The sequence below is a fragment of the Paracoccus sp. MBLB3053 genome (assembly GCF_031822435.1).
In the GTDB taxonomy this organism is placed as follows: Bacteria; Pseudomonadota; Alphaproteobacteria; order Rhodobacterales; family Rhodobacteraceae; genus Paracoccus; species Paracoccus aurantius.
Map to the genome: position 1 here is coordinate 2,478,897 of NZ_JAVQLW010000001.1, position 13,735 is coordinate 2,492,631.

Genomic DNA, 13,735 nt, shown 5'->3' on the forward strand with positions numbered 1-13,735 from the left:
CCTCCGATTAACAATCAGGTTTCTGAGTAGGTTCCGTGACCTGCGAAGTTTTTTGATGTCTGAGGGAAGGTAGCTTGCATGTCCGTCACCCAATATCTGGCCGATTGGCGCCCCTATCCCTACGAGATCGCCGAGACACGGCTTGAGTTCAGCCTCACGCCGAACGCGACCCGGGTGCGGTCGCAGATCGAATTTCGCCGCGTCGCCGAGGGCGATCTTGTGCTTGACGGCGCGGGCCTCAGGACGGTGTCGCTGGCGATTGACGGAAAGCCGCTTGATGCCGGGCTGATCCGCGAGGCCGAGGAAAAGCTGGTCATCCCCGCGGCGGAACTGCCCGAAAGCTTCACCTTCGAGGCCGAGGTCGAGATCGACCCCGAGGCCAATACCGCGCTGGAAGGGCTATATCTGTCGGGCGGCATGTTCTGCACCCAGTGCGAGGCCGAAGGGTTCCGCCACATCACCTGGTATCCTGACCGGCCCGACGTGATGGCCCCCTTCCGTGTGACGATCCATTCCGACATGCCGGTCCTGCTGTCGAACGGAAACCCCGTTTCGGTCGAACCCGGCAAGGCCGTCTGGCACGATCCCTGGCCGAAGCCCGCCTATCTGTTCGCGCTGGTCGCGGGCGAGTTGCACGCCATTTCGGACAGCTTCACCACGCTTTCGGGGCGCAAGGTCGGGTTGAACGTCTGGGTCCGGCCCGGCGACGAGGATCGCGCCGGTTATGCGATGGAATCGCTGATCCGTTCGATGAAATGGGATGAAGAGGCTTACGGGCGCGAATATGACCTCGACGTCTTCAACATCGTCGCCGTCGACGACTTCAACATTGGCGCGATGGAGAACAAGGGCCTGAACATCTTCAACTCGAAGCTGGTTCTCGCCACTGCCGAAACCGCGACGGATGGGGATTACGAGCGCATCGAGGGTGTCATCGGGCACGAGTATTTCCACAACTGGACCGGCAACCGCATCACCTGCCGCGACTGGTTCCAGCTTTGTCTGAAGGAAGGGCTGACGGTCTTTCGCGACCAGCAATTCACGAGCGACATGCGCTCGGCCGCGGTGAAGCGCATCCATGACGTCCAGACCCTGCGCGCGCGCCAGTTCCGCGAGGATGCCGGCCCGTTGTCGCACCCGCCGCGTCCTGACCACTACCAAGAGATCAACAATTTCTACACCGCCACCGTCTACGAGAAAGGCGCCGAGGTGATCGGCATGCTCAAGCGTCTGGTCGGTGACGAGGGGTATCGCGCGGCGCTGGACCTTTATTTCGACCGCCATGACGGGCAGGCCTGCACGATCGAGGACTGGATCAAGGTCTTCGAGGACGCGACGGGCCGCGATCTTGCGCAGTTCAAGCGCTGGTATACCGATGCCGGCACGCCGCGCCTGTCGCTGAGCGAGGAATGGACGGATGGGCGGCTGACGCTGGATTTCCGCCAGCACGTCGCGCCCACGCCCGGTCAGCAGGACAAGCCCGCACGGGTAATTCCCATAGCGATCGGGCTGATCGGCCCGAACGGTGACGAGGTCCTGCCGACGACCGTTCTGGAGATGACGCAAGAGATGCAGAGCTTCAGCTTCGACGGGCTTGGCGCGCGTCCGGTGGTTTCCCTGCTGCGCGGTTTTTCGGCCCCCGTCACGGTCGCACGCGAGATGACGGCGGATGAACAGGCATTGCTGCTGGCCCATGACACCGATCCCTATGCGCGCTGGCAGGCCGGACATGACCTCGCACTGGATGCGCTGATCGCGCGCAGCCGGGGCGAAACGGCCGGGATGGAATTGATCCGCGCCATTGGCGGGCTTCTGGACGATGCCGAGACCGACCTCGCGTTCACCGCGCTTTGCCTTGCCCTGCCGGGCGAAGAGGAAATCGCGACGACGATCGCCGCCAGCGGAACGACGCCTGACCCCGAGGCAATCCATGCGGCGCGGCGCGGGCTGATGGACGACATCGCGACCGAGCATGAACCTGCGCTGGCGCGGCTTTACGACGCCATGGCGCCGCAGGGCCCCTATCAGCCCGACGCCGAAGGTTCGGCCCGGCGCAGCCTGCGCCTTGCTTGCCTCGCCTATCTGAGCCGGCTCGACGGTGCGGCGCGCGCAGATGCGCTGTTTGCCGAAGCCGGCAACATGACCGAACGCCAGGGCGCGCTTGAGCAACTGATCGCACATGGCCGCGCGGACGAGGCGCTTGCCGCCTTCGAGGCCGAGTTCCGTGGCAACCGGCTGGTGATGGACAAGTGGTTCATGGTCCAGCCGCTGCGCTCGGCCCCGGACGCGGCCGTCGCGAAGGCCGGGGAACTGGCGGCCCGTCCGGATTTCGACTGGAAGAACCCCAACAGGTTCCGCGCCCTGATTGCCGGACTTACGGCAAATCACGCCGGTTTCCACGCCGCGGACGGATCGGGATATGGTTTCGTCGCCGACTGGCTGATGAAGCTTGATCCGGTCAATCCGCAGACCACGGCGCGCATGTGCTCGGCTTTCGAGACGATCTCGCGCTATGATGCGGGACGGCGGGCCAAGGCTCGCGCCGCGCTGGAGCGCATCGCGGCCATGCCGGGGCTTTCGCGCAACACCTCGGAAATGGTTACGCGTATCCTTGCCGGTGCAAGTTAAAGCGGCAAGGACTGCCCTTGCAGCCGCCTCTCGGGCACGGCAATACTGCCGACATGGACGCCCGAGAGGACATGACGCAAAGGCTGGATCCGCTGATACACGAGCGGGCACCTTGGCTGTTTTCAGGCAAATGGCATCATAACCTCATGCGGCAGTCGCTGATGTGGCTGCTGCGCTATCCCCAGACCATCGAACTGGGCGCGGAGTTCCGCGACCTGCCCACGGACGAGATCGTCCGCCGCATGGCGCAGCTGATCGTGCGTGACCTGACGGTCGAGGGGCTGGAGAATATCCCGGCGACCGGACCTGCGCTGATCGTGTCGAACCATCCGACCGGGATCGCCGACGGGATCGTGCTGAACACCGTCATCTCGGCGGTGCGTGACGATCTGTTCATCTATGCCAATCACGACATCATGCGCGTGCTGCCGCAATGCGCGAGCCTGATCGCGCCTGTCGAATGGCGGGTCGAGAAACGCAGCCATGCCAAGACCCGTGCGACGATGGATTACACGCGCGACGCGCTGGGGCGTGGCCGGATCGGCCTGATCTTTCCTTCGGGCCGGCTTGCCAAGCGCAAGGGCCTGACGCTTCACGAGCGGCCATGGATGGCCAGCGCGGCGATGATCGCGAAGAAATTCGACGTGCCGGTCATTCCGCTGCATATCCGGGCGCGAAACTCGACGCTGTTCTACCTGCTGGATGCGATCCACCCCTCGGTGCGGGACGTGACATTGTTCAACGAGGTGCTGAACAAGGGTTCGCAACCCTTCCGCGTGACGATCGGCACGCCGATCGCGGCATCCAGCCTGCCCGGCCGCAGCGAAGAAGGCATAAACCTGCTGCGCGATGCGGTGCTTGCCCTGCCCGATCCTTCGCCGAATGCCGCGAAACTTTCGCAGATCCGCAGGCTTTCGCAGGGGCGGCGCGCGCTGGCCGGTCCGCGGCCGATAGATTGAAAAAGGCGGGCCTCGGGCCCGCCCAGATCCACGCATCCGCGAACCCGCTCAGATCACCATGTCGTCGCGATGGATCAGTGCGGCCCGACCCGGATAACCCAGGATCGAATGGATCTCGGCGCTGCGGTGCCCGGCAATCGCCCTTGCCTCGACCGAGGAATAGCGCACCAGCCCCGAGGCAAGCGTACCGCCCTGCCCGTCCAGCACCACCACCGGGTCGCCCCGGCCGAAACGCCCCGACACCGAGGTGACGCCGGCGGGCAAGAGCGACTTGCCGCGGCGCAGCGCCTCGACCGCGCCGGCATCCACGGTGATCTCGCCCTTGGGCTTCATCGCGGCGATCCAGCGCTTGCGTGCGGCATGAGGGTCGGTATCGGGAAGGAACCAGGTCACGCGCGCACCGGCTGTGACCGCCTGAAGGGGATTGAGCACCGACCCTTCGGCGATCGCCATGGCGCATCCGCCGGCGACGGCCGTACGCGCGGCCATCAGCTTGGTCTTCATGCCGCCCTTGCTTACGCCAGAAATCGGATCACCACCCATGGCCTCGATTTCGGGCGTGATCTGTTCGATGACGGGCAGATGGCGGGCGGCGGGATCGGTCTTGGGATTGGCGGTGTAAAGCCCGTCCACATCCGACAGAAGCAGCAACTGGTCGGCCCCGCAGGTCACGGCGATCTGGGCGGCAAGACGGTCATTGTCGCCGAACCGGATCTCGTCCGTGGCGACGGTGTCGTTCTCGTTCACGATCGGGACGACGCCCATGCCAAGAAGCGTCTGCATGGTGGCGCGGCTGTTGAGATAGCGGCGGCGGTCGGTGGTGTCATCCAGCGTCACCAGAAGCTGGGCGGTCTTCACGCCATGCGGGGCAAGCGCCTCTTCATAGGCGCGGGCCAGCCGGATCTGACCAACGGCGGCTGCCGCCTGCGCCTGCTCGACGCGCAAGGGGCCCGAGGGCAGTTCCAGCACCTTGCGACCCAGCGCGATCGCCCCCGACGACACCAGCACCACATCGGTGCCCCGGCTTCGCGCGATGGCCACGTCGTCGCAAAGCCCGCGCAGCCATTCGCCCCGCAGGCCGCCGTCATCAACCAGAAGCGCCGAGCCGATCTTGACGACCAGTCGCTGCGCCCGCCCCAGTTCTGGGATCAGGGTTGCCAAGGCTTGTCTTCCTCTGTGGTGACAGAGCTGCGCGACGGCACGATCTCGGCCCAGAGCGCACGCAGGACATCGGTCACCCCCTCGCGCGACACCCCCGACATGAGATGCACCTTGCCGCCGATCTCGGCTTCGAGCGCCGCGCGTTTCTCGGCCAGTTCCTCGGGGTCGATGGCGTCGATCTTGTTCAGCGCGGTGACGCGCGGCTTTGCCGCCAGTTCGGGCGAATAGGCCTCGAGCTCGGTCAGGATGGTGCGCGCATCGGTCGCGACATCATCGGAGGTGCCGTCAATGAGATGGAGAAGCACGCGCGACCGCTCGACATGGCCAAGGAACTGGTCGCCCAGTCCCCGCCCTTCGGATGCGCCCTCGATCAGGCCGGGAATGTCGGCCATGACGAATTCATGCGCATCGACGCCGACGACCCCGAGATTGGGGTGCAGCGTGGTAAAGGGATAGTCGGCGATCTTGGGACGCGCATTGGACACGGCCGAAAGGAAGGTCGATTTCCCGGCATTGGGCAGGCCCAGAAGCCCCGCATCGGCGATCAGCTTCAGGCGCAGCCACAAGGTACGCTCAACCCCCGGAAGGCCGGGATTGGCATTCCTTGGTGCGCGGTTGGTCGAGCTTTTGAAATGCAGGTTGCCAAAGCCGCCATTGCCGCCCTTGGCCAAGAGCACGCGCTGGCCCGGTTCGGTCAGGTCGGCGATGACGGTTTCCTGATCCTCTTCCAGGATCTCGGTTCCGACAGGGACGCGCATCACGATGTCGTCGCCACTTGCGCCGGTGCGCTGCGAACCCATGCCGTGCTGCCCGGACTTGGCGAAGAAATGTTGCTGGAAGCGGAAATCGATCAGGGTGTTCAGGCCCTCGACCGCTTCGGCCCAGACGTCACCGCCGCGACCGCCATCTCCGCCGTCGGGGCCCCCATATTCGATGAATTTCTCGCGACGGAAGGACACGCATCCCGCGCCTCCGCCACCGGAGCGGACATAGACCTTGGCGAGATCGAGGAATTTCACAACGTTATCCTTGGTAAAAACGGAGGCAGACCGTGGGATACGCGCTTGGCTCGCGCGGTTCAAGAGTTGCGTGACTTTCCCTTCCTTTCGGCGCTTAACTCGCCCGGCAGACCGCCCTTGACCGGAGCCCGAAACGTGCCGTTGACGACCTATGCCACATTGATCATCGCGATTGCCCTCGAGGTGGTGGGAACGACCTTCCTGCAGCGCAGCGCGCAGTTCACACGCCTTGCGCCGACGCTTCTGATGGGGATCTGCTATGCCGGATCGTTCTTCTTCCTGTCCCTGACGCTGAGAACCATGCCGCTGGGCATCGCCTATGCAATCTGGAGTGCGCTGGGGATCGTGCTCGTGTCGATCATCGGCCTTGTCGTCTTTGGCCAGAGGCTTGACCTGCCGGCCATGCTGGGGCTTGCGATGATTATCGGGGGCGTGGTCGTCGTGAACGTCTTTTCAAAGAGCGTCGTGCATTGAACAGGATTTCGCCGCCGCCCTTAAAATTTCCGCAGCGAGGGTTAGATAAGGTCGAAAGGAGGGTCAGGATGATCCACTTCGACAACAGCTATGCCCGCCTGCCCGAGGGTTTTTTCACCCGGACCGCGCCCACCCCGGTGCGTGATCCGAAGCTCATCGCCTTGAACCTGCCCTTGGCCGAACGTCTGGGACTGGACGCCGAATGGCTGTCTGGCCCGGAAGGCGTTCGGATGCTGGCAGGAAATGCCCTTCCCGAAGGCGCCGAGCCGATCGCGCAGGCCTATGCCGGCCATCAGTTCGGTGGCTTCTCTCCGCAACTGGGCGATGGCCGCGCCGTGCTTCTGGGCGAGATCGTCGCGCCGGACGGTGCGCGCTTCGACATCCAGCTCAAGGGCTCGGGCCCGACCCCATTTTCCCGCCGGGGCGACGGGCGGGCCTGGCTTGGCCCGGTGCTGCGCGAATACCTGGTCAGCGAATTCATGGCTGCCTTTGGCGTTCCGACGACGCGTGCCCTGGCCGCCGTATCGACCGGCGAGAAGGTGATCCGCGAAACGATCCTGCCGGGCGCGGTGCTGACGCGTGTCGCGGCGAGCCATATCAGGGTCGGAACGTTCGAATTCTATGCCGCGCGCGGCGACCGGGACAGGCTGCGGCTGCTGGCCGAGCATGTCATCGCGCGCCACTACCCCGAGGCCAGCGGAGCGGCCGAGCTGCTGCAGCGCGTGGTCGAGGCGCAGGCGCATACCATCGCCTGCTGGATGGGGCTGGGCTTCATCCATGGCGTGATGAACACCGACAACATGTCCGTTTCGGGCGAGACGATCGATTACGGACCCTGTGCCTTCATGGACGGCTACCGGCCGGACAAGGTGTTTTCCTCGATCGACGCCTATGGCCGCTATGCCTGGAACGAACAGCCCAAGATCGCCGTCTGGAACCTCGCGCAGCTCGCAAGTTGCCTTGTGCCCCTGATGGGGGACACGGACGAGGCGGTTCAGGAGGCCACGCGCATCGTTCACAGCTTCCCCGCGATCTATCAGCGCGAATGGCTTCACCGCTTTGCCGCCAAGCTCGGGATTTCTGAGCCGCGGGACGAGGATCGCGGCCTGATCGAGCGCCTGCTGGAACTGATGGCCGGGGAAGAGGCCGATTTCACCCGAGTCTTCGCGGGCCTCGCGACCGGCCGGGCAAGGGACGAGTTCACCGACCGGGATGCGTTCGATGGCTGGTCGCGCGTGTGGCAAGACCGCATTTCCGGCCTCGCCGATGCCAAGCAGGTGATGGCGCTGGCAAACCCGCGGCGCATTCCCCGCAACCATCTCGTCGAGCAGGCCATCGCCGCAGCGCGCGACGAAGGCGATTTCGATCCGTTCCGAAAACTGGATCAGGCCCTGCGCGCGCCATTCGAGGATCGTCCCGAATGGGACGAGCTTGCCTTGGCGCCATTGCCGGAACAGATTGTCCAAAGAACTTTCTGCGGCACCTGAAAAGAAAGGTCCCATGACCCCGAGCACGGAACGGCTGAGACTGGCCAGCTACAACCTGCACAAATGCCGGGGCATGACCGGTCCTCATGCCCCCGAGCGCAATCTCAGGGTCATTGCGGACCTGCGGGCCGACATAATCGCCCTGCAGGAAGTCGATTTCAGGATGGGAAGGCGGCCCGAGGCCCTGCCCCGCGGGCGTATCGAGGAAATGACCGGCATGGTGCCGGCCGTCTTCAACCCGACTGGCGCCAATTCGCTGGGCTGGCATGGGCAGACCATCCTGATGCGGCCCGGCCTGCTGGAACAGGCGCAGGTCAGGCGCCTGCCGCTGCCCGGCATCGAGCCGCGCGGAGCCCTTGCCCTTCGCCTGCCCGGCGTGACCATCGTCGCGCTTCACCTCGGGCTGATCCGGTCGTCCCGACGGGCGCAATTGCGTCGCATCATCGCGCAGGCAGGCCGCATCGGCCATGACCGGCTGATCCTGACCGGCGATTTCAACGAATGGCATGACAATCGCGGGCTCGAGGCGCTGGAACCCATGCATGTCATCGCGCCTGGGCCAAGCTGGCCCGCCCCTTTTCCACGCCTCCGCTATGACCGCATTGCCGTCTCGCGCGGGATCGAGGTGCTGGATGCCGGCGTCTGGGACAGCGAGATCGCCCGGCAGGCCTCGGACCATCTTCCCGTCTGGGCCGATCTGGCGCTCGAACCCCGATCGGCCGCGCCCGAACCGGGCATCTTGGGTCGTGTGAGCGATAACCCTGCGGAATGAACTTTTCTGCACTCGCGAAGGGCGTTAGACAACGGCCAACCATTGTCACGAGAGGGACGGAACATGACCGCCATCATCGACATTTTCGCGCGCGAGATCCTGGACAGCCGCGGCAACCCGACCGTCGAGGTCGATGTCACGCTGGAAGACGGCACGATGGGCCGCGCCGCGGTGCCCTCGGGCGCCTCGACCGGCGCGCATGAGGCCGTCGAGAAGCGCGATGGCGACAAGTCGCGCTACATGGGCAAGGGCGTCCTGGAAGCCGTCGCCGCCGTCAATGGCGAGATCGCCGAAAACCTGATCGGCGAAGACGTCACCGACCAGATCGGCATCGACCGCCTGATGTGTGAGCTGGACGGCACGCCGAACAAGTCGCGACTGGGCGCGAACGCGATCCTTGGCGTGTCGCTGGCCGTTGCGAAGGCCGCGGCCGAGGCCTCGGCCCAGCCGCTTTACCGCTATGTCGGCGGCACGGGCGCGCGCATCCTGCCGGTCCCGATGATGAACATTATCAATGGCGGCGAGCATGCCGACAACCCGATCGACATCCAGGAATTCATGATCATGCCGGTCAGCGCGGAAAACATCCGCGAAGCCATCCGCATGGGCTCGGAAATCTTCCACACGCTGAAGAAAGAGCTGTCGGCGGCGGGCCTCTCGACCGGGATCGGCGACGAGGGCGGCTTCGCCCCGAACCTGTCCTCGGCCCGCGACGCGCTGGACTTCATCCTGAAGGCCATTGAGAAGGCCGGCTACACGCCGGGCGAGGATATCATGCTCGCCCTCGATTGCGCCGCGACCGAATATTACAAGGGCGGCAAGTACGAGATGAAGGGCGAGGGCAAGTCGCTGACCTCGGCCGAGAACGTTGCCTATCTGGAAGCGCTCTGCAACGACTACCCGATCCTGTCGATCGAGGACGGCTGCGCCGAGGATGACTGGGAAGGCTGGAAGCTCTTGACCGAGACGCTGGGCGACCGCGTGCAGCTGGTCGGCGACGACCTGTTCGTCACCAACCCCGAGCGCCTGGCCGAGGGCATCGAAAAGGGCTGCGGCAACTCGCTGCTGGTCAAAGTGAACCAGATCGGCACCCTGACCGAAACGCTGGACGCCGTCCGCATGGCCGACCGCGCGGGCTATACCTCGGTGATGTCGCACCGCTCGGGCGAGACCGAGGACGCCACCATCGCCGATCTCGCCGTCGCCACCAATTGCGGCCAGATCAAGACCGGCTCGCTGGCCCGTTCCGACCGGCTCGCGAAATACAACCAGTTGATCCGCATCGAGGAAATGCTGGGTGCCTCGGCGGAATATGCCGGGAAATCCATCCTGCGCGGCTGATCGGCTGGCGCCAGGAATGCGGAAAGGGCGGCCGATTGGCCGCCCTTTTCATATCCACCAGCGATGTGTCAGTGTGAAGGCCCCAAGCGCCAGCCGCTTTCGGAACTCCGAGGGCTGCGCGGCGGCAAGCGCCTCGATCCCGGTTGGCGCGGTCGCGAGAATTGCCGCGATCCCGGCACCGGGGAACAAGGCCGGTGCCAGGCTGCGTGGAACGTCACGTCGCTGGGCCCGTGCCTCTGCGAGCCTGTCGCGGGCATGAGCGGCAAGCCGCGCCAGCGCGTCCGGCGAGGGGTTCCGGAGCCCCAGCCCCATGCCCTGGAGCGCAGGGAGGGCCGCGAGCCAATGGGCGAGCCCGAGCCCCTCGGCCTGAGCAGAGACGGCGGGCATCGCCGCCTGCGGCCCATCGAGGGCCTCGGCGGCGAATTGGGCAAGCGGCACGGCGGTGTCCCGCACATAGGCCATGACATCGTCGGGCCGCTCATGCGCTTCGCGCCAACTGTCGCGCCGGCGCGGCTCGGCCATTACGGCAAGCGAGGATGCGCGCGGCCCCCAAGCCTCGGCCAACGGGGTGATGAGTTCGTGCGGCTGTCCCGCTGTCTTGCCGATATCCTCAAGCCGCTCGATCCACCATTGCAGGCGCATTTCCGCGATCAGCGGTTCGTTCGAGGCGAGAGGGGCACGGGCCAGTTCGAGGTTCAGCGCATAAAGCGTCAAGAGCTTCGGCCGCGCCGCGGCAGGCGCCAGAAGGCAAATGCCGAAACGGTCGGGGTCGTGTTCGCGCAACTGGTTTGCGCAATTTTCGAGGCTCATGCTGGCGTCACCCCGTCGCGGATCAGCTTCCAGCGGATCGCATCGACCAGGGCCTCGAAGCTGGCATCCACGATGTTCGGCGAGACCCCGACCGTGGACCAGCGATTGCCCCGTCCATCCGCGCTGTCGATGATGACACGGGTTGCCGCATCTGTTCCACCGCCGGTGATGCGGACACGAAAATCCACCAGATGCATGTCGTCGATATGGGACTGGTAGGGGCCGAGATCTTTCGCCAGCGACCGCCAGAGCGCGTTGACGGGACCCCGGTCCTGCCCTTCGTCATCCATGCTTTCACTGACCGAAAGCATCCTTTCGCCACCGATCCGGACGACCACCACCGCCTCGGAAACCGAAATGCGCTTGCCGATCGCATTCCGCCGCCGCTCGACGGTCACCCGGTAGCGCTCGACATCGAAGAAGCGCTGCATGCGGCCCAGTTCGGCCAGCGCCAGAAGCTCGAAGCTGGCCTGCGCGCCGTCATAGGCATAGCCTTGATCCTCGCGCATCTTCACCACGTCGAGTATCCGCGCGAGCGCCGGGTCGTCGCGGCTGACCTCGATCCCAGCCTCGGCAAGGCGGGCGCGCAGGTTCGATTGCCCGGCCTGGTTCGACATCGGAATAACCCGTTCATTGCCGATGACCGCCGGCTCGACATGCTCGTAGGTCGCGGGATTCTTCAGGATCGCGCTGGCATGAAGCCCCGCCTTGTGGGCGAAAGCCGAGGTGCCGACATAGGGTGCCGAGCGTGACGGCGCACGGTTCAGGATCTCGTCCAGCCGGCGCGAGATGCGGGTCAGGCTGGAAAGCCCCTCGGGGCTCACGCCGGTGTGCAACCGCGCACGATAGGGCTCTTTCAGCAGCAGCGTCGGGATCAGCGTGGTCAGGCTGGCATTGCCGCAGCGCTCGCCCAGACCGTTCAGCGTGCCCTGGATCTGGCGCGCGCCAGCATCGACGGCGGCCAAAGTGCAGGCCACCGCATTGCCGGTATCGTCATGCGTATGAATCCCCAGATGGTCGCCGGGAATGCCCGCCGCGATCACCGCGCGGGTGATCTCTCCGACGCGCTCGGGCAGCGTGCCGCCATTGGTGTCGCAAAGCACGACCCAGCGCGCCCCGGCCACCAGTGCCGCCTGCAGGCACGAAAGCGCGTAATCGGCATCGTCCTCGAACCCGTCGAAGAAATGCTCGGCATCAAAAAGCGCCTCGCGGCCCTGCGCGACCAGATGCGCGACCGAGGCCCGGATATTCTCGAGGTTCTCCTCGAGCGTGATGCCCAATGCCTCGCGGACGTGGAAGGGATGGGTCTTGCCGACTATGCAGACCGCCCCCGTCCCGGCGTTCAATACCCCGGCCAAGACCTCGTCATTCTCGGCCGAGCGGCCCGCGCGCTTGGTCATGCCAAAGGCGGTCATTGTCGCCCGGGTCGCAGGCGCCGAGGCGAAGAAATCGCTGTCCGTGGGATTCGCCCCCGGCCAGCCGCCTTCGATATAGTCGACGCCGATCTGGTCCAGCATCTGGGCGATCTCGGTCTTTTCGGCGGCAGAAAACTGCACGCCCTGGGTCTGCTGACCGTCGCGCAGGGTGGTGTCGTAAAGAAAGAGCCGCTCCATCAGACCTGCCCGAGCTTGGCTGCGTCGAAATCCGGGCCTGCGAGCAACTCGACCCCGGCCGCGCTCATCCGCACCTCGACACCGGCCTCGGTCAGCTTCCGCTTCATGGCATCCACGGCCGAGAAATCCTTGCTGGCCTTGGCCTCGGCGCGCAAGGCGGTCATCCGCTCGGCAAGGGCGGAAAGATCCGGCGCCGCGCCGATCCAGACATCCAGCTCCGGCGTGAGAAGCCCCAGCAGGCGGGCGCTGGCCAGAAGGCCCGGCGCATCCCCCTGCCCGGCAAGCTCGTGCAGCGCCGCGATCGCACCCGCGCTGTTCAGGTCATCAGCCAAGGCGGCGATGACGGCGGGTGCCGGGCTTGGCGCGGGGTCGATCCCCGCGACAAGGCCGCGCCACTTGCGCAGCACCGCCTCGGCCTCGCGGGCCTTCTCGGCCGTCCAGTCCATCGGCTTGCGGTAATGGGTGGAGAGCAGGACGAAGCGGATCACCTCGCCCGGAATGCCCTGATCAAGCAGATCCCGCACGGTGAAGAAATTGCCGAGCGATTTCGACATCTTCTTGCCCTCGACCTGCAGCATCTCGTTATGCAGCCAGGTGCGGGCAAATTCGCCATGCGGATGCGCGCAGCAGCTTTGCGCGATCTCGTTTTCATGATGGGGGAATTGCAGGTCGATGCCGCCAGCATGGATATCGAAACTTTCTCCCAGCAGTTCATAGGCCATGGCCGAGCATTCGATATGCCAGCCCGGCCGCCCGCGCCCCCAGGGGCTTTCCCAGCCCGGCAAGCCGGCATCCGAGGGCTTCCACAGGACAAAATCCATCGGATCACGCTTGAAAGGCGCAACCTCGACGCGGGCGCCCGCGATCATGTCATCGACCGAACGTCCCGAAAGCCGGCCATATTCGGGATAGGAGCGGACATCGAAAAGCACATGGCCCGAGGCCTCATAGGCATGGCCCTTTTCGACCAGGCCCTGGATCATCTTGACCATCTGGGGGATGAAATCCGTCGCGCGGGGCTCGTGATCGGGGCGTGCCGCACCCAGGGCATCCATATCGGCATGATACCAGCCTATCGTCTCGGCGGTGCGTTCCCGGATCAGCTCCTCAAGCGTTCCCGGCGCGCCCGCTTCCTTGCGGGCCAGCGCGGTCGCGTTGATCTTGTCGTCGACATCGGTGAAGTTGCGCACATAGGTGACGTGGCGCGCGCCATAGATCTGCCGCAGCAGGCGCACCAGCACATCGAAGACCACGACGGGCCGGGCATTGCCGAGATGGGCGCGGTCATAAACGGTCGGCCCGCAGAGATAGATCCGCAGGTTCTGCGGGTCGATCGGTCGGAAAACCTCTTTCCCGCGTGTCTTGGTATTCGTCAGTCTGATCTCGACCATGACTTCCCTCGAATTGGGCATCCCGAACCTGTCCCGGCGCGGGCGTCATTGGTCACGAAGTAACGCCCGCCTGAATTTTC

The 13,735-nt window shown here is 65.2% G+C and carries 11 protein-coding genes; 6 read left to right on the top strand and 5 right to left on the bottom strand.

The features are described from left to right. Positions 1-78: 78 nt before the first annotated feature. Positions 79-2,628: an aminopeptidase N gene (gene pepN / locus RGQ15_RS12380; protein ID WP_311160559.1), complete on the top strand. Its 2,550-nt coding sequence runs from the start codon at positions 79-81 to the stop codon at positions 2,626-2,628. A 53-nt stretch (positions 2,629-2,681) separates the two neighbouring features. Further along, positions 2,682-3,587, top strand: coding sequence for a 1-acyl-sn-glycerol-3-phosphate acyltransferase (locus tag RGQ15_RS12385; RefSeq protein WP_311161091.1), 906 nt, complete (start codon positions 2,682-2,684; stop codon positions 3,585-3,587). 48 nt (positions 3,588-3,635) lie between these two features. Here the strand turns inward: RGQ15_RS12385 and proB are convergent, their stop codons facing one another. Together proB and obgE are read right to left on the bottom strand one after the other, a co-directional pair. After that, positions 3,636-4,748 carry a glutamate 5-kinase gene (gene proB, locus RGQ15_RS12390; RefSeq protein ID WP_311160560.1) on the bottom strand — a complete coding sequence of 371 codons (1,113 nt, stop codon included), beginning with the start codon at positions 4,746-4,748 and terminating at the stop codon, positions 3,636-3,638. Beyond that, positions 4,736-5,767 (bottom strand): GTPase ObgE, encoded by a 1,032-nt coding sequence (obgE, locus tag RGQ15_RS12395; protein ID WP_311160561.1) that lies wholly within the window; start codon positions 5,765-5,767, stop codon positions 4,736-4,738. The genes proB and obgE overlap by 13 nt, the downstream gene beginning before the upstream one ends. Before the next feature lie 141 nt (positions 5,768-5,908). On the opposite strand from obgE, the gene RGQ15_RS12400 reads away from it, so the two are divergent. From RGQ15_RS12400 to eno, 4 genes are all read left to right on the top strand, one after another. Beyond that, positions 5,909-6,241: a DMT family transporter gene (locus RGQ15_RS12400; RefSeq protein ID WP_409201341.1), complete on the top strand. Its 333-nt coding sequence runs from the start codon at positions 5,909-5,911 to the stop codon at positions 6,239-6,241. 68 nt (positions 6,242-6,309) lie between these two features. Then, positions 6,310-7,728, top strand: a complete 1,419-nt coding sequence (locus RGQ15_RS12405) for a protein adenylyltransferase SelO (protein ID WP_311160564.1) — start codon at positions 6,310-6,312, stop codon at positions 7,726-7,728. A 13-nt stretch (positions 7,729-7,741) separates the two neighbouring features. Beyond that, a complete protein-coding gene (locus RGQ15_RS12410) occupies positions 7,742-8,500 on the top strand; it encodes an endonuclease/exonuclease/phosphatase family protein (RefSeq protein WP_311160565.1) in 759 nt (252 codons plus the stop codon). 63 nt (positions 8,501-8,563) lie between these two features. Further along, the gene (eno, locus tag RGQ15_RS12415; protein ID WP_311160566.1) at positions 8,564-9,841 is read left to right on the top strand and encodes a phosphopyruvate hydratase; all 1,278 of its coding nucleotides are present in this window, start codon (positions 8,564-8,566) and stop codon (positions 9,839-9,841) included. Between the two features lie 48 nt (positions 9,842-9,889). Here the strand turns inward: eno and RGQ15_RS12420 are convergent, their stop codons facing one another. The 3 genes from RGQ15_RS12420 to cysS are packed head-to-tail and all read right to left on the bottom strand — an operon-like array spanning position 9,890 to position 13,655. Then, entirely contained in the window at positions 9,890-10,651 is a 762-nt protein-coding gene (locus RGQ15_RS12420; RefSeq protein WP_311160567.1) for a squalene/phytoene synthase family protein, read from the bottom strand. Next, a complete protein-coding gene (gene cimA, locus RGQ15_RS12425; RefSeq protein WP_311160568.1) occupies positions 10,648-12,264 on the bottom strand; it encodes a citramalate synthase in 1,617 nt (538 codons plus the stop codon). Before cimA ends, RGQ15_RS12420 begins: the two co-directional genes overlap by 4 nt. Next, positions 12,264-13,655 (bottom strand): cysteine--tRNA ligase, encoded by a 1,392-nt coding sequence (gene cysS / locus RGQ15_RS12430; protein ID WP_311161092.1) that lies wholly within the window; start codon positions 13,653-13,655, stop codon positions 12,264-12,266. Before cysS ends, cimA begins: the two co-directional genes overlap by 1 nt. Positions 13,656-13,735: the final 80 nt, after the last annotated feature.

Bases quoted from the DNA above. Each gene is read 5' to 3' on its own strand.
- pepN (WP_311160559.1), top strand. From the start codon at position 79: ATGTCCGTCACCCAATATCTGGCCGATTGGCGCCCCTATCCCTACGAG.
- RGQ15_RS12385 (WP_311161091.1), top strand. From the start codon at position 2,682: ATGGACGCCCGAGAGGACATGACGCAAAGGCTGGATCCGCTGATACAC.
- RGQ15_RS12405 (WP_311160564.1), top strand. From the start codon at position 6,310: ATGATCCACTTCGACAACAGCTATGCCCGCCTGCCCGAGGGTTTTTTC.
- RGQ15_RS12410 (WP_311160565.1), top strand. From the start codon at position 7,742: ATGACCCCGAGCACGGAACGGCTGAGACTGGCCAGCTACAACCTGCAC.
- eno (WP_311160566.1), top strand. From the start codon at position 8,564: ATGACCGCCATCATCGACATTTTCGCGCGCGAGATCCTGGACAGCCGC.
- RGQ15_RS12420 (WP_311160567.1), bottom strand. From the start codon at position 10,651: ATGAGCCTCGAAAATTGCGCAAACCAGTTGCGCGAACACGACCCCGAC.
- cimA (WP_311160568.1), bottom strand. From the start codon at position 12,264: ATGGAGCGGCTCTTTCTTTACGACACCACCCTGCGCGACGGTCAGCAG.
- cysS (WP_311161092.1), bottom strand. From the start codon at position 13,655: ATGGTCGAGATCAGACTGACGAATACCAAGACACGCGGGAAAGAGGTT.